Source organism: Labrys sp. E2SS-1L (genome assembly GCF_057073705.1).
Genome location: NZ_CP172712.1, coordinates 729,456 through 743,840, shown reverse-complemented (window position 1 = coordinate 743,840; position 14,385 = coordinate 729,456). Strand labels below are relative to the sequence as shown.

At 65.6% G+C, this 14,385-nt stretch carries 15 protein-coding genes; 10 read left to right on the top strand and 5 right to left on the bottom strand.

Features of this window, described 5'->3' with window-relative positions:
- The 3 genes from ACIGJE_RS03425 to ACIGJE_RS03415 all read left to right on the top strand — a co-directional run bounded on the left by ACIGJE_RS03425 (position 1) and on the right by ACIGJE_RS03415 (position 3,163).
- Positions 1 to 936: an ABC transporter substrate-binding protein gene (locus tag ACIGJE_RS03425; protein ID WP_311934011.1), complete on the top strand. Its 936-nt coding sequence runs from the start codon at positions 1 to 3 to the stop codon at positions 934 to 936.
- A 129-nt stretch (positions 937 to 1,065) separates the two neighbouring features.
- Positions 1,066 to 2,085, top strand: coding sequence for an LLM class flavin-dependent oxidoreductase (locus tag ACIGJE_RS03420; RefSeq protein ID WP_415081970.1), 1,020 nt, complete (start codon positions 1,066 to 1,068; stop codon positions 2,083 to 2,085).
- Positions 2,086 to 2,131: 46 nt separating this feature from the next.
- The gene (locus ACIGJE_RS03415) at positions 2,132 to 3,163 is read left to right on the top strand and encodes a PLP-dependent cysteine synthase family protein (protein WP_415081972.1); all 1,032 of its coding nucleotides are present in this window, start codon (positions 2,132 to 2,134) and stop codon (positions 3,161 to 3,163) included.
- Between the two features lie 181 nt (positions 3,164 to 3,344).
- Here the strand turns inward: ACIGJE_RS03415 and epsC are convergent, their stop codons facing one another.
- A complete protein-coding gene (gene epsC, locus ACIGJE_RS03410) occupies positions 3,345 to 4,307 on the bottom strand; it encodes a serine O-acetyltransferase EpsC (RefSeq protein WP_415081974.1) in 963 nt (320 codons plus the stop codon).
- 262 nt (positions 4,308 to 4,569) lie between these two features.
- Between epsC and ACIGJE_RS03405 the strand changes: the two genes are divergently transcribed.
- The 3 genes from ACIGJE_RS03405 (at position 4,570) to ACIGJE_RS03395 (ending at position 8,364) form a co-directional block, all read left to right on the top strand.
- On the top strand, positions 4,570 to 5,025 hold the full coding sequence (locus ACIGJE_RS03405) for a hypothetical protein (RefSeq protein ID WP_394310817.1): 456 nt from the start codon (positions 4,570 to 4,572) through the stop codon (positions 5,023 to 5,025).
- A 162-nt stretch (positions 5,026 to 5,187) separates the two neighbouring features.
- On the top strand, positions 5,188 to 6,135 hold the full coding sequence (locus tag ACIGJE_RS03400; protein WP_068283297.1) for a family 2A encapsulin nanocompartment shell protein: 948 nt from the start codon (positions 5,188 to 5,190) through the stop codon (positions 6,133 to 6,135).
- Positions 6,136 to 6,414: 279 nt separating this feature from the next.
- The gene (locus ACIGJE_RS03395; RefSeq protein ID WP_415081977.1) at positions 6,415 to 8,364 is read left to right on the top strand and encodes a family 2A encapsulin nanocompartment cargo protein cysteine desulfurase; all 1,950 of its coding nucleotides are present in this window, start codon (positions 6,415 to 6,417) and stop codon (positions 8,362 to 8,364) included.
- A gap of 116 nt (positions 8,365 to 8,480) precedes the next feature.
- On the opposite strand, the gene ACIGJE_RS03390 is transcribed toward ACIGJE_RS03395, so the two are convergent.
- Positions 8,481 to 9,347 carry a sulfurtransferase gene (locus tag ACIGJE_RS03390; RefSeq protein ID WP_415081979.1) on the bottom strand — a complete coding sequence of 289 codons (867 nt, stop codon included), beginning with the start codon at positions 9,345 to 9,347 and terminating at the stop codon, positions 8,481 to 8,483.
- A gap of 161 nt (positions 9,348 to 9,508) precedes the next feature.
- Here ACIGJE_RS03390 and ACIGJE_RS03385 point away from each other — a divergent pair, with 161 nt between their 5' ends.
- From ACIGJE_RS03385 to ACIGJE_RS03375, 3 genes are read left to right on the top strand one after another with little or no spacing between them, the layout of a single operon-like run.
- On the top strand, positions 9,509 to 11,113 hold the full coding sequence (locus tag ACIGJE_RS03385; RefSeq protein ID WP_483679327.1) for an ABC transporter substrate-binding protein: 1,605 nt from the start codon (positions 9,509 to 9,511) through the stop codon (positions 11,111 to 11,113).
- A 13-nt stretch (positions 11,114 to 11,126) separates the two neighbouring features.
- Positions 11,127 to 11,477, top strand: coding sequence for a DUF3088 domain-containing protein (locus ACIGJE_RS03380; protein WP_415081983.1), 351 nt, complete (start codon positions 11,127 to 11,129; stop codon positions 11,475 to 11,477).
- Positions 11,478 to 11,509: 32 nt separating this feature from the next.
- A complete protein-coding gene (locus ACIGJE_RS03375) occupies positions 11,510 to 11,749 on the top strand; it encodes a hypothetical protein (RefSeq protein ID WP_311934002.1) in 240 nt (79 codons plus the stop codon).
- 3 nt (positions 11,750 to 11,752) lie between these two features.
- Here ACIGJE_RS03375 and ACIGJE_RS03370 read toward each other — a convergent pair whose 3' ends face one another.
- Positions 11,753 to 12,340, bottom strand: coding sequence for an NADPH-dependent FMN reductase (locus ACIGJE_RS03370; RefSeq protein ID WP_415081985.1), 588 nt, complete (start codon positions 12,338 to 12,340; stop codon positions 11,753 to 11,755).
- A 184-nt stretch (positions 12,341 to 12,524) separates the two neighbouring features.
- Between ACIGJE_RS03370 and soxR the strand changes: the two genes are divergently transcribed.
- Entirely contained in the window at positions 12,525 to 12,971 is a 447-nt protein-coding gene (gene soxR, locus ACIGJE_RS03365; RefSeq protein WP_415081987.1) for a redox-sensitive transcriptional activator SoxR, read from the top strand.
- Between the two features lie 115 nt (positions 12,972 to 13,086).
- Here soxR and ACIGJE_RS03360 read toward each other — a convergent pair whose 3' ends face one another.
- Together ACIGJE_RS03360 and ACIGJE_RS03355 are read right to left on the bottom strand one after the other, a co-directional pair.
- Entirely contained in the window at positions 13,087 to 13,332 is a 246-nt protein-coding gene (locus tag ACIGJE_RS03360) for a DUF2312 domain-containing protein (protein WP_068283279.1), read from the bottom strand.
- Positions 13,333 to 13,547: 215 nt separating this feature from the next.
- Complete coding sequence (locus ACIGJE_RS03355; RefSeq protein WP_415081990.1) at positions 13,548 to 14,375, bottom strand: N-formylglutamate amidohydrolase; 828 nt, start codon at positions 14,373 to 14,375, stop codon at positions 13,548 to 13,550.
- Positions 14,376 to 14,385: the final 10 nt, after the last annotated feature.

Below are 14,385 nucleotides of genomic sequence, written 5' to 3'. Positions count from 1 at the left end.
ATGACAATCCGTCCCGCCTCCATCGCCGCCGGTGCCCTCGCGGCCGCGCTGGCCTTCGGCCTCAGCCTTGCCGCCTTCGCCGCCGAGTTCGACCTCAGCCCGGAACAGCCCGGCCGCCTGCGCGCCGACAGGAACGAAGAGGCGATCAAGGCGATTGCCAAGGACGCCAAATTCGCCCGGGACGGCAAGTTCGTGGTGGCGGTCAATCCCGGCCTGCCGCCGATCGCGACCTATGCCACCGATTCCAAGACGCCGGTCGGCTTCGATCCCGATCTCTCCCAGCTGGTGGCCGACAGCCTCGGCAAGGAACTGGTGCTGGAAACGGTGGCCTGGGCGGACTGGCCGCTCGGCCTGTCCTCGGGCAAATACGATGCGGTGATCACCAACGTCACGGTGACCGAGGAGCGCAAGGAGAAATTCGATTTCTCCACCTATCGGCGCGACGTTCTCGGTCTCTATGTCAAGTCGGACAGCCCGATCACTTCGGTGAAGGAGCCCAAGGATATCGCCGGCCTGAAGGTGATCACCGACCCCGGCACCAACCAGGAGAAGATCCTGCTGGCATGGGACAAGCAGAACCAGGCTGCCGGCCTCAAGCCGGTCGAGGTGCAGTATTACGACGACGATGCGGTGAAGACGCTGGCGCTGCAGTCCGGCCGTGCCGACATCACCTTCAGCGTGAACGCCACCCAGGCCTTCCAATCGGCGCAGACGGGCAAGACCAAGCTGGTCGGCACGCTTTCGGGCGGCTGGCCGCTCACGGCCGACATTGCCGTCACCACCCGCAAGGGCGGCGGCCTTGCCGATGCCATCACGATCGCCGTCAACGGCCTGATCAAGGACGGCAAATACGCCAAGACGCTCGCCCGCTGGAACCTGAGCGCCGAGGCGATCGAGAAAGCCGAGACCAATCCCCAGGGCCTGCCGAAGAGCTGAAGCCGGGCGCGACGATACAACATGGATCCGTAAGGCTCTGTCATGGCCGGCTGAGCCCCTTCCCTTCGCCACGCTCAGCCGGGGACGACGGCTCCTTTTTCGAACGAATCCCAGCCAAGAAGATTGCCCATGCCTTCTCCTCTCGTCAGCCATGTCGGCTTCCTCTCGCCGGGCAGCTATCCGGACGATGATCCGGCGGGCGGGCTGGAGCGTACGCTACGCTTGTTCGAGCTCGGCGAGAGCCTGGGCTTCGACAGCGCCTGGGTGCGCCAGCGCCATCTCGAACCGGGCATATCCGCTGCTGCGGTGTTCCTGGCGGCGGCGAGCCAGCGCACCCGCCATATCCAGCTCGGCACCGCGGTGATCCCGATCGGTTATGAAAGTCCCTATCGCCTGGCCGAGGATCTGGCCACCGTCGACGTGCTCTCGCGCGGCCGGCTCAATGTCGGCCTCAGCGCCGGTACGCCGCCGCATGCCGAATTGCTGGCGCCGCTGGTCTTCGACGGCGACTGGCGCTCCAACGATTTCTCCCATGCGAGGGTGCAGCGGCTGGCCGATAATCTCCGCGGGCACTATCTCGGCGCACCCGACAGCCTGATCGACATTCCCGGCGGTCGCATCCGGCCCCGCCTGCAGCCCTATGCCAAGGGGCTGGTCGAGCGGCTGTGGTATGGCGGCGGCTCGCTGCGCTCGGTCGAATGGGCCGGCCGCAACGGCTTCAACCTCCTGATGGGCAATGTCACCACGGGCGAGGGCATCGACGATTTCTTCGAGGCGCAGACGCGCCAGCTCGAGACCTATCGCGCGGCATCGGCCCGGCCTCGCATTGCCCTCGGCCGCGTCATCGTGCCCACAGACAGCGCCGATGGAACGACGCGGCGGCGCTATGCCGGCTATGCCGCCAGCCGGCATGCCCGCACGCTTGCGCCCAACGGCCCCCGGCGCACGCTCTATGCTGCCGATCTCGTCGGCCCCTCCGACCAGATCCTGGAGCGTCTCGCCGCCGATCCGGTGCTCGCCGGCGTGGGGGAGTTCCGGCTGGAGCTGCCCTATGCCTTCGCCCAGCACGATTACGAGCAGATTCTCACCGATTTCATCCAGCGCATCGCGCCCGAACTTGGCTGGGCGCGAACAGCGATCGCGGCATGACGACGAGATCCACCTAGACAGCCCCTCAAGACAGCCGAGGCCTGACATGAATTCCGGTACTCTCCGCGCTGCCGTGGCCAAGCCCGGCCACATCCACGACAATCTCACCGACCTGATCGGCAATACGCCGCTGCTCGAGCTGCACAATTATGCCCGCAACCGCAATCTGTTCGGGCGGATCGTCGCCAAGATCGAGTTCTTCAATCCGGCCGGCAGCATCAAGGACCGCGCCGCCTGGGCCATCATCGCCGAGGCCGAGGCGGCCGGCCGCCTGAAGCGCGGCGACCTCGTCGTTGACGTGACCAGCGGCAATACCGGCATCGGGCTTGCCGCCGTGGCCGCCTCGCGCGGCTACCGGGCCAAGTTCTATGTCAGCGACAATATCAGCCAGGACAAGGTCAAGCTGCTGCGCCTCTACGGTGCCGAGGTCGTCACCGTGAACAACGCCTTCTTCCTCGCCCCCGACGCGATCGACAAGATCACGCAGCGCATACGCGAAGAAAACCCCTCGGCCTTCTTCGCCGACCAGCTCGCCAATCCCGCCAACCCGCGTGCCCATTTCGAAACGACGGGCCCCGAGATCTGGCGTGATACCGCCGGCAGCGTCGACATCCTGGTCGGCGGGGTCGGCACCGGCGGCACCACGGCCGGCGCCGGGCGCTTCCTCAAGTCGAAGAAACCGGGCCTGAAGGTGGTGATCGCCGAGCCGGGCGAAGGATCGATCCCGACGGAGGACAATCCCTATCCCGACGAGATCGACGGGGTGCACAAGGTGAGCGAGGTGCCACCGGAGCAATTGCCGAAGAATGTCGATACCGGGATCGCCGACGAGATCATCGCGCTGAGCACCGCGCAGGCCCGGCGGACGGCGCTCGAGCTGGTGGCGGAAGAAGGCATCTTCGCCGGCACCTCTTCGGGCGCCGTGCTGTGGGCCGCCACCCAATTGGCGGCGCGGGCCGAGAACGCCGGCAAGGTCATCGTCACCATTCTGCCCGATACGGGCGAGCGCTATCTAGGCTCGACCTGGTGGCCGCTCGAGACGGCGCCGGGAGTCCGGGGGGCGGGCGCGGCCCGGTAGTGGCAATGTATGATTGCTCTGCGTGTATCGACATCAGCTCGACCCTCGTCATTGCCGGGCTTTGACCCGGCAATCCAGCCGATCTTTCGATATCGCGGATGGCGAAACTCTGGATGCCCGGGTCAAGCCCCGGGCATGACAAAGGTCTGCGCTGGTGCGAGCGCGTCAGCGATGGCCCGCCTCAATCGACCTGCCCGTTGCTGCGGGCATGGGCCTGGGTGATCTGGCTGCCCGGCGGTACGCTGCGGGTCAGCCAGACATTGCCGCCGATCGCCGAGCCCCGGCCGATGGTGATGCGGCCGAGCACGGTGGCGCCGGCATAGATGACGACGTCATCCTCGACGATCGGATGGCGGGGGCTGCCCTTGACGAGCACCCCGTTCTCATCGGTGGGAAAATGGCGGGCGCCCAGCGTCACGGCCTGGTAGAGGCGCACGCGCTCGCCGATGACGGTGGTCTCGCCGATGACCACGCCGGTGCCGTGGTCGATGAAGAAACTGCCGCCGATCTCGGCGCCGGGATGGATGTCGATGCCGGTCTTCGAATGGGCGATGTCGGAGATCAGCCGGGCGAGGAAGGTCGCGCCCAGGCCGTGCAGGGCATGGGCGAGACGATGATAGATGATCGCCGTCATGCCGGGATAGCCGAGCAGGATTTCGGGAAAGTTGGTGGCCGCGGGATCGCCGCGGAAGGCGGCGGTGAGGTCGCTGACCAAGACGCCGCGAATGGAAGGCAGCCGGCTGGCGAAATCGCCGGTGATGGCCAGAGCCTGTTCATGCAGGCTGGCTTCCGGCGGGACCTCCTCGCGGGTGAAGGCGAGGCTGCGACGCACCTGTTCCGTCAACAGGATCAGGGCATTGTCGAGCGTCGAGCCGACGAAATAGTCGATATTGCCGGCGCCGATCTCCGACTGGCCGTAGTGGCTGGGAAAGAGGGCGGCCGTCAGCCCGCCGAGAATGGTCGTGACCGTCTCGCGCGAGGGCGTGCGGCGGATGCGGCCCTGGTGGCGGATATTGTGGGTGATCTCGCGCGAGAGCCGGAGCTGCGCCACCAGAGCATCGAGGTTCCAGCGGGGTGCCACCGGGCTCGGCGTCCCTCCGGCTTCTTCCTGCAAGGCGATGGCATGCTGCAGGGTCTCGGTCATGGCATGGCCCTTCGTGACGTCGCGGTTGCGCCGGCCTCAGAGGCGAAGGCGATGCGGTCCGAATGTTGTAAATTTTATTTTCTACTATTTCTATAGACAAATTATAAATTTCGATCGAAGCTGCGTTCCAGCCTCGCATCCGCATCACGGAACCGACCATGAGATCTGGCCCTGCCTCGCGACCGACCGCCGCCCGCCGCCGCTCCCTTGCGGGGCGGGCCAGTCCCGTGGCGGCCAAGGCCTGAGCCGCGTGAGGTCGGGCGTGTCGGGTCCGCGCGAAGCAGGGAGTGCCGTCGAGGCGGGGCGCGCGAGCACCGTGACGAGGGCGCGCTTTTGCCCGCGCACCGCCCATCTGCGTCGGTTGATTGCGCAAGGCCGTATCGTCGCCGCCAAGCAGCAGGCGGGAGCCTGGTTGCGGGAAGCCTATGCCTCGCCGCAATTTCTGACCCTGATCGCCGAACTGCTCGACCCGACCAAGCCCGATCGCAACCGGCGCCGGCCGGCGCCGGCGCAATGGCTCGATATCGGCGAGGCCTTCGAGGCTCTGCGCGAGGACGGCTTCACCCAGGACCAGACGATCCTGGTGCTCTCCGACCGCTTTCATCGGTCCGTCGGTCTCATCGAAAAGGCGCTCGCCTTCTATCGGGAGGCTCAACACACGCCCGGTCCTGCGCCGGTACCAAGGCAACCGCCCCTCAAAATCTCGGCGCGGAAATAGCCGCATGCCTACCGGCTCGGCTTATTTCACGCAAGGTATACGGGATTTGAGGAAGCCACGCGGCATGTCGGTTGTTAGGGCATTTGTCCGGGGCTTCGGCGCGCCGGATATACGTCGAATCAGGACTTCTTTCCGCAGCACGAACCAGACAAGGAGCACCGTATGGCCGACGAACCCGCCGTCCGCCGGACATTGAACGAGGCGGCGGCAAGGCAGCTTGCCAACGCCACCAAGACCAGGGCCCAGTGGTCCGGCATCACGCCGCGCTGGCTGGTTTCCTTCCTGCCCTGGACACCGGTGGAAGCCGGCATCTATCGCCTCAACCGGGTCAAGGAAGACCAGGGCGACATCAGCGCCGAGGTCGAGTGCTCCCCCCGCCGCGACCAGGATCCGGACCTGCCGGAGACCTTCGTCGACTATGAGGAGGCGCCGCGCGAATATTCGCTCAATGCCGTCACCACCGTGCTCGACGTGCAAACCCGCGTCTCCGACCTCTACTCCCATCCCTATGACCAGATCCAGGAACAGCTACGGCTCCTCATCGAGAAGGTAAAGGAAAAGCAGGAGAACGAACTGGTCAACAACAAGGAATACGGCCTCCTGCCCAATGCGCAGGCCGGCCAGCGCATCAAGACCCGCACCGGCGCGCCCACGCCTGACGACCTGGACGAACTGATCACCAAGGTCTGGAAGGAACCCTCCTTCTTCCTGGCTCACCCGCGCGCCATCGCCGCCTTCGGCCGCGAATGCACCCGCCGCGGCGTGCCGCCACCGACCGTCACCCTGTTCGGCACGCCCTTCCTGACCTGGCGCGGCCTGCCGCTGGTGCCGAGCGACAAGCTCGAGGTCGACGCCAAGGGCAAGAGCAACATCCTGCTGCTGCGCACCGGCGAGAAGAAGCAGGGCGTCATCGGTCTGTTCCAGCCCGGCGTGCCCGGCGAAGTACAGCCCAGCCTGTCGGTGCGCTTCATGGGCATCAACCGCAAGGCGATCGCCTCCTACCTGATCTCGCTCTACTGCTCCTCGGCCATCCTTACCCATGATGCCCTGGCCGTGCTGGAAGGTGTCGAGGTCGGCAAGTACCACGACTATCCCGACAAATATGTCTGAGTGGGGTTGATCCGACAGGGCGCGCCGCCCCTCACCCTTACCCTCTCCCCGCAAGTGCGGGGCGAGGGGGCGCCGAGTGTGGCGTCAACTAGGCGAGGCGCTGAGCGTGCTGGAGAAGATGCGACGTCACCATCTCCCTCGCCCCGCACTTGCGGGGAGAGGGTAAGGGTGAGGGGCAACTCCGACATTACAGAAGAGTGCTGCTCATCCGATTTCCAACGTATGCCATGATGATCCCCGGTACCGCCCGGCGAACGTCCCCAAGGAGCCCTCTGCTCGATGACGACAGGCATTTCCCCGAACCCGTCCTGGCCGGATCCGACGGTGCTGGCCGATCTCGCCAATGCCCTGTTCCAGGCGCCCCCTGGCCAGGGCACCGTGCCGCTGGCACCGACCGTGCCGGCGGTTCCGCCGAGTCCGACTTTGGCGCCGGCGCCTTCCATCACCACCAGTGTCGCCCCGCAGATGCCGGCCCGCCCGCCTGTCGGCCCGCCCGACCTGCCGCCGGTGACCATTCCCTCGATCGTGCCGACGCCGACCATCCCGATCGCGCCGGCCACCGCGCCGCAGCCGCTGTCGGGCGCCTCGGCCATTCCCTCGGACGTGCCGCAGCCCGGCGGCTCGGCCGGTCCCTTCGTGCCTGCCGTGCCTACCCAGCTCGACTTCTCCGTGTTGCCGGCCGGCATCGCCGAGTTCCTTTCGCTGCTGCGTCCCGACGTGGCCGCAGCTGCGCCCCTGCAGGCGCCGTCCCCGGCCTCCGTTCCCGGCTCGATCGCCCAGCCGTCCCAGGATGGCTATTATTTCCTGCGCGACGGGCAATCCCTGGCGCCCTCGCAGCCGCCCGCGCCGCCCGTTGCCGCGCCGCCTTCCGTTCCTCCCGTGCCGCAGCGCCCGCCGTCCGTTCCCACCCAGGCTGCCGTGCCGGCTGCGCCGCGCCTGCCCGATTTCAGTGCTGTTACCCTGGAACTGCGTCCCGACGCGGTGCCGGATCTCGCCCAGTCAGGCCGGCCGTTCGATGCGAACTCGGTCAAGCGCGACTTCCCGATCCTGCAGACGCAGGTGCATGGCAAGCCGCTGATCTGGCTCGATAATGCGGCAACGACACAGAAGCCGCAGGCGGTAATCGACCGGCTCAGCCATTTCTATGAGCATGAAAACTCCAACATCCACCGCGCTGCCCATGCCCTGGCCGCCCGCGCCACCGACGCCTATGAAGGCGCGCGCGAGAAGGTGCGGCGCTTCCTCAATGCCGGCTCGACGCGCGACATCATCTTCGTGCGTGGTACCACCGAAGGCATCAACCTGATCGCGCAGGCCTATGGCCGCCGCCATGTCGGGGAAGGCGACGAGATCCTGGTCACCTGGCTGGAGCACCATGCCAATATCGTGCCCTGGCAGATGCTCGCCGCGGAGAAGGGCGCCAGGCTGCGTGTTGCCCCGGTCGACGACTCCGGCCAGGTGATCCTCGAGGAATATGAAAAGCTCATCAACCCGCGCACGCGCATCGTCTCGATCACGCAGGTCTCCAATGCGCTCGGCACGGTGACGCCGGCGCGGGAGATGGTCGCCATCGCCAAGCGCCACGGCGCCACGGTGGTTGTCGACGGTGCCCAGTCGGTCTCGCATATGCGCACCGACGTGCAGGCGCTCGATGCCGATTTCTTCGTGTTCTCGGGACACAAGGTGTTCGGGCCGACCGGTATCGGCGTGGTGCATGGCAAGCCCGACGTGCTCGCCCACCTGCCGCCCTGGCAGGGCGGCGGCAACATGATCGCCGACGTCACCTTCGAGAAGACGATCTATCATGGCCCACCTGAGCGCTTCGAGGCCGGCACCGGCAATATCGCCGACGCGGTCGGGCTCGGGGCAGCGCTCGACTATGTCGAGACGATCGGCATGGACGTGATCGGCCGCTACGAGCATGAATTGCTGGTCTACGCCACCGAGCACATGCTCACCGTACCCGGCCTCAAGCTGATCGGCACCGCCAGGGACAAGGCGAGCGTGCTGTCCTTCGTGCTCGACGGTTGCCGGACCCAGGATGTCGGTGTGGCGCTCGATCGCGAGGGCATCGCGGTGCGGGCCGGCCATCACTGCGCCCAGCCGATCCTGCGTCGCTTCGGCCTGGAAAGCACGGTGCGGCCGTCGCTGGCCTTCTACAATACGTATGAGGATGTCGATGCGCTGGTGGCGGCGCTGAGAAGGATCCAGAGCGGGCGGGGTTGGTGATCCCTAGATCAGCGATAGCTGATTCCGGGAGCGCGGACTTCCAGTCCGCTCTTCATCACCGCGGCTGCGGCGTTTGTGGAAAGGAAGAGCGGACTGGAAGTCCGCGCTCCGAAAGCCTACTTGCCCAGCCAGATCGTGCCCGACGGATTGTCGACGGGGACGCCGACGGCATTGCCATATTCGGTCCAGGAGCCGTCATAGTTGCGGGCGTCATAGCCTAGCAGGCGCTTGAGGGCGAACCAGCTATGGCTCGAGCGTTCGCCGATGCGGCAATAGGTGATGATCGGCCTGGTTCCATCGATGCCCTTGGCGGCATAGATGCCGCGAATCTCCTCGATGGGTTTGTAGGTGCCATCCTCGTTGACGATGGTGGCCCAGGGCACGTTTTCGGCGCCCGGTACGTGGCCGGCCCGGATCGCGAGTTCCTTCACGCCCTCGGGCGCGAAGATCTTGCCGGCATATTCGTCCGGCGAGCGGATGTCGACCAGCTGGCCGTCGACCCTGCCTTGGGCAAAGCCGAGCACGTCGGGAAGCCGGGCGCGCAGGGCCTCGTTGCGATCCGGCAAAGTGAGCGCCGAGGCTGCAAAATCAGGCACGTCGGCGGTGAGGGCGAGGCCGCGGGCTTCCCAGAGCTTGCGGCCGCCATCCACCAGCTTGGCGCGCTCGCCGAAGCCATAGACGTCGAGCACCCAGACACCCCAGGCGGCGAACCAATTGTTGTTGTCGCCATAGACGATCACGGTGGTGTCGTCCTCCACACCGGCCCTGCGCAGGGTGTCCTGCAGCTTCTCGCGCGAGGCGATGTCGCGGTTGACGGTATCGACCAGGTCACGGTGCCAGTCGAGATTGACTGCCCCGGGAATATGGCTGCGTTCATAGACGGTGGGGTCGACGCTGACCTCGAAGATCCGCACCTTGGGATTGTCCAGATTTTCGAGAAGCCATTCCGCCGTAACCAGGGATGGGGAAGCCGCTGTCGTCATCGCTTGCCTCGTTGCAGGAGTGTCCGGAAGGCGAGCTTAATTCATAAATACACTTAGTCCATAATTTTTATATAATAATCTTGACCAAGCTCCATTCCCTGTCATTATTCCGCCATACCGATTGAAACACGGCCCATTTCTCTGAATTCGGAGCAGGCGGCATGCGAAGCAGGATCGGACTTCTCGGCTTTACGGCCCTCGCCCTCACGCTGCAGGCGCCCGCAGCCTTCGCGGAAACGCCGCCGGGGATCGCGGTGGTGGCGCAATCCATCGACGACGTCACCAGCTTCGATCCGGCCGAGGCTTTCGAATCGACGACGGGGCAGGTGGCCAACGCGCTTTATCAGCGCCTTGTACAGGCCGATCGCGACGAGAGCGCCGCGATCAAGCCGGCGCTGGCCTCGAGCTGGGAAGCGGGTGCCGACGGCAAGAGCCTGACCTTCACGCTGGCCAAGGACGCCAAATTCGCTTCCGGCAATCCTGTTCGGCCGGAGGACGTGATCTTTTCCCTGACCCGCGCCGTAAAGCTCAACAAGGCGCCGGCCTTCATCCTGAACGAACTTGGCTGGACCGCCGACAATGTCGATGCCGCCATCAGCAAGGTCGATGACGGCAAGGTCAGGCTGAGCTGGCAGGCCGATGTCGGTCCTTCCTTCGTGCTGGCCATTTTGACGGCCAACGTCGCCTCGGTGCTCGATGAGGCCGTGCTCGCGCCGCAAGCCAGCAATGGCGATTTCGGCAATGGCTGGCTGAAGTCACATTCGGCCGGCAGCGGCGCCTTCAAGATCAATAGCTATACTGCGCATGAGGCGCTCGTGCTGGACGCCAACCCGGCTTCGCCCGGCGGTGCGCCCAAGCTGCAGGCGCTCGTCTTCCGCAATGTCCCCGATCCGGCGGCCCGCCGCCTGCTGGTGGCGCAGGGCGATGTCGACATCGCCCGCGGGCTTGGCACCGACCAGGTCGAGACGCTCAGGGACAAGAGCCAGGTCAGCATCTATGCGACGCCGTCGGCGCGGCTCGAATATCTCCTGATCAATACCAAGGCCAATCCGACCCTCGGCAATCCGGCTTTCTGGGAAGCGGCGCGCTATCTCGTCGACTATGAGGGCATCGCCAGGAACCTGCTGCGCGGGCAGTATCGCGTGCACCAGGCCTTCCTGCCCGCGGGATTCCCGGGCGCCGTGGGCGATACCCCCTACAAGCTCGATGTCGCCAAGGCCAGGAAGATCCTGGCTGACGCCGGCATCGGCCCGACCAGGATCAGTTTCCCCGTCTTCAACGAGCCGCTCTTCCTCACCATCGCCCAATCCCTCCAGCAGACCTTCGGCCAGGCTGGCCTCACGCTCGACATCCAGCCGGGTGTGAGCAGCGAGATCTTCGCCAAGGCGCGCTCCGGCCAGTATGAGGTGACCCTGCGCTATTGGGGCCCCGACTATTTCGACCCGCACTCCAATGCCAGCGCGTTCGCCGTCAACAGGGACAACAAGCGTAACACCATCGCCAAGCAGGCGGGCTGGGTGATCCCCGAGCTGAGCGACGAGACGGCCGCAGCCGTCAGGGAACGCGATCCGGCCAGGCGCATCGCGCTCTACGAGGAACTGCAGCGCAAGATCCAGAAGAGCTCACCCTATGTCGTGGTCCTGCAGGACAGCGACGAGGTCGTGCTCGCCAAGGGCGTCACCGGCTATTTCCAGAATCCCCAAGGCGACGTGTTCTACGATCGCGTCGAGAAGCACGCGGCGCCGGTGCGCGCCGATACCAATTGACGGGAGGCAGGACATGGCCCGCAGCCGAGACAAGCTCTTTCTGCTCGAACTGGGATTTGAGGATCCCAACCGTCCGGGCCAGCGCTTCGTCTGCCCGCATAGCAACCAGATCGAGGGCGTTCTGGCGAGCTTTCCGGAACTCGCCGGCCAGCTCGACATCGAGCGCGTACCCTTCGCCCGGCCGCGCCGGGCGGTGATCGCCGAACTGGGCGAGGCCAACCAGTCCCTGCCGGCTTTGATCCTGGCGGAGGGACCGGTTCCCGACGATGCGGAGCGCTTCGGAGAGGTCGCCTTCGTCAAGCCGACCCAGCGCATTCTGGACCTTCTGGCCGAGCGGCACGGCTTTCCGCGCCTGCACGCCTGAAACCAGCCTTCAACCACCGACGGAGTAAAGCCATGCGCTTGAGACGGCGGGCTCTGGATCAGCTCCTGCAGGGGCGCCATGCCCATAAGGGCGGGCGCACGCTGGCGCAGCGCGCCCGCAACCTGACGGCGATCGCAACGGCCTATTCGTGGGATGAACTGCTGGCCGAACGCGGTATCGGGCAGGTCACGGCCCTCGAGGTCGAGCGCTGGCTCGCCCTGAACGGGCTGCAATTGCGGCAGGCGGGCACCGGACCATTCCGGCATGGCTGAAGCCTATCGGGTTTGGGTCGAGGCCCTGGCGGCATCCACCTGCCGGATCTGCCTGAGCGTGCCTGCCCAGCGCTGCAACTGCCCGATCATGACCTCCATGGCCTGGCAAGTCTCCGGGCCGGGCGTGAGGCGGCCCTCGGCGTCGATCGCCCGCCAGGCATTGGCGAGGCTCACGCTGTCGCGCAGGGCGATCGCATGCAGCTCGGCGAAGACCAGCCTCAATTGCTCGATGGCCCGCAACCCGCCCGAAATGCCGCCATAGGAGACGAAGGCGATCGGCTTTTCCGTCCATTCGCGGCCGGCCGCATCGATGATCAGCTTGGCGGCGGCCGTATAGCCGTGATTGTATTCCGGCGTCACCAGGACGAAGCAATCGGCGTCGGCCAGCCGGCGGCGCAGTGCCTGCCTCGCCGGGCAATCCTCCTGATGCAGCAAGGCTGCAAGATCGATCTGCTGGGGATCGACGATATCGATGTCGAACTGCCGGGTATGGGCAATCCGCGAATGGGCCCATTGGCCGATGGTGTCGCAGAAGCGGCCGCGGCGGCTGCTGCCATAGATCAGGCCCAGGCGGAGCGGCTGCCTGCTCATGCCGGCCTCCCGTGGTCTTTCGGCTCAAGGCGCCGAAGGCAGGAACGCTCCGTGATTTCCAATCGCTTGGTGTGTCGGTCGATCGCTCGAATCGTCATCGAACCCAGTCTCCATGCAAGGCAGGAGTCTTTCTACAAGTTCAAGTGAACTTGAGATCAAGCAATAAATATGCTTTGATGCCGGCATGGATCCCACCCTCACCATCAATCAGATTTCGCGCCGATCGGGCGTGGCGGCGTCAGCCCTGCGTTATTACGAGGAGCGCGGTCTGATCCGGGCCGAACGGGCCGGTTCGGGGCATCGGCGCTTTGCGCGTTCGACGCTCAGGCGCATCGCCTTCATCGTCTTCGCCCAGCGTCTGGGCATGACCTTGGAGGAGATCGGGCAGGAACTCGCCCGGTTGCCCAGCGATCACGTGCCAGGTGGCGAGGATTGGGCGCAACTGTCCCAGCCCTGGACCGAGCGGATCGATGCCAGGATCGCCGAGCTTCAGCGGCTGAAGAGCGGTCTGACGCGCTGCATCAGCTGTGGATGCCTGTCGCTGGAATTCTGCCAGCTTGCCAATCCGGACGACCGCGCCGGCCGTCTCGGCCCCGGGCCCCGTTATTGGGTGGCGACGCGCAACAATTGAGGCCGCCGGCCGGCGGCCTTCGTCTTCGATAGCTGGACGCGAGCTCGATTGCCGGGTCAAGCCCGGCAATGGCAAAGGTCGGGCCAAGTCGATCCGCTTATGGACGGACGAAGCCTTATTCCATGCCAAGGGCCTGGAGATACAGCTCCAGGATGGCATCTTCCTCGGCGCGTTCGGCGGCCGGCTTTTTGCGCAGGGACACGATCTTGCGCAGGATGGTGACATCGAAGCCGTTGGCCTTGGCCTCGCCATAGACTTCCTTGATGTCGTCGGCGATCGCCTTCTTGTCCTCTTCGAGGCGCTCGATGCGCTCGATGATCGACTTGAGCTGGTCTGCGGCGACCGAGGTTGCGTCCGTCATTGCTTACTCCTGAGACAAATTTGGGGGCGGATGTGGCTGATAAAGCCGAGTCGGGTCAAGTCCCAGAGCGTTCTGCGATTTGGCGGAACCGCCGAGAATCGCAAAGGCGCCTCGAAAACCGCCTTGAAAATTTCCGATAAAGGTTAGGGATTTCCTCACCTGCCTTGCGGAAGGCCGCGACAGGGATCGCCGGGTACGTCTTGCCACAGCCACCATCATCGATCCGAGGGCTGGAGCTGAGGCCCGGTGCGCGATCCCCAATGTTCGATGCGCCGGATGGTGGGATCGATGATCAGGGGCGACAGGGCGTGTGCGATGCGGTCTGCCCAGTCCTCCGCACCCTCCTGGGTGCCGATGAGGTCCTGGCGCAATTCGATCAGGGCGTGGGGCAGGCCGCGTAGCGTGGCGTGCTGGTAGAGGGTGTCGCCTTCCAGGGCGCCGTCATAGGGCTCGTTGTCGCCCACCACCAGGACAGGGTCGCGCTTGAAGGCCTCGATCAACGGCCTGGCGATGCGCGGATCCTTGTCCCAGAGCAGGGTAACGTGCCAGGGGCGCGGCACCCCGCGCCAGACCGGCGTGAAGGAATGCACCGAAAACAGCACCGGCACGATGCCGCGGGCGAGCTTCTCGTTCACCAACTCGCCGATCGCCCGGTGATAGGGCCGGTGGAAACGCTCGATCCGCCGGGCGATCTCGGCATGGTCGGCGCGGGCATTGCCGGGCACCAGGGCGCCGTCGGACAGGCGCATCACCAAAGTGGGGTCGTCGGCGCCGCGATTGGGATCGATCAGCAGGCGCGAGAAGCGGGTGAGCAAGGCGGGGGCCCGCAGCCGTGCCGACAAAGCGTGCGTAACCGCCCGCGCCCCGATGTCATAGCCGATATGGCGTTCGAGCTGTGCCGGCGGCAGGCCCAGCGTGCCATAGTCGGCGGGCAGGACGTTGGAGGCGTGGTCGCAGAGCAGGATGAGACCTGAGTCGGGCTGGCCATCCAGCCTTTCGATGGGCGAAAAATCGGACTGCAAGGGGGTACTGACCAAAGGCACGGATATTGTG

Excerpts from the sequence above, each read along its gene's own strand:
- ACIGJE_RS03380 (WP_415081983.1), top strand. The coding sequence starts at position 11,127 with ATGGCCCGCAGCCGAGACAAGCTCTTTCTGCTCGAACTGGGATTTGAG.
- ACIGJE_RS03400 (WP_068283297.1), top strand. The coding sequence starts at position 5,188 with ATGGCCGACGAACCCGCCGTCCGCCGGACATTGAACGAGGCGGCGGCA.
- ACIGJE_RS03415 (WP_415081972.1), top strand. The coding sequence starts at position 2,132 with ATGAATTCCGGTACTCTCCGCGCTGCCGTGGCCAAGCCCGGCCACATC.
- ACIGJE_RS03375 (WP_311934002.1), top strand. The coding sequence starts at position 11,510 with ATGCGCTTGAGACGGCGGGCTCTGGATCAGCTCCTGCAGGGGCGCCAT.
- ACIGJE_RS03420 (WP_415081970.1), top strand. The coding sequence starts at position 1,066 with ATGCCTTCTCCTCTCGTCAGCCATGTCGGCTTCCTCTCGCCGGGCAGC.
- ACIGJE_RS03425 (WP_311934011.1), top strand. The coding sequence starts at position 1 with ATGACAATCCGTCCCGCCTCCATCGCCGCCGGTGCCCTCGCGGCCGCG.
- ACIGJE_RS03395 (WP_415081977.1), top strand. The coding sequence starts at position 6,415 with ATGACGACAGGCATTTCCCCGAACCCGTCCTGGCCGGATCCGACGGTG.
- ACIGJE_RS03370 (WP_415081985.1), bottom strand. The coding sequence starts at position 12,340 with ATGAGCAGGCAGCCGCTCCGCCTGGGCCTGATCTATGGCAGCAGCCGC.
- ACIGJE_RS03390 (WP_415081979.1), bottom strand. The coding sequence starts at position 9,347 with ATGACGACAGCGGCTTCCCCATCCCTGGTTACGGCGGAATGGCTTCTC.
- soxR (WP_415081987.1), top strand. The coding sequence starts at position 12,525 with ATGGATCCCACCCTCACCATCAATCAGATTTCGCGCCGATCGGGCGTG.
- ACIGJE_RS03360 (WP_068283279.1), bottom strand. The coding sequence starts at position 13,332 with ATGACGGACGCAACCTCGGTCGCCGCAGACCAGCTCAAGTCGATCATC.
- epsC (WP_415081974.1), bottom strand. The coding sequence starts at position 4,307 with ATGACCGAGACCCTGCAGCATGCCATCGCCTTGCAGGAAGAAGCCGGA.
- ACIGJE_RS03385 (WP_483679327.1), top strand. The coding sequence starts at position 9,509 with ATGCGAAGCAGGATCGGACTTCTCGGCTTTACGGCCCTCGCCCTCACG.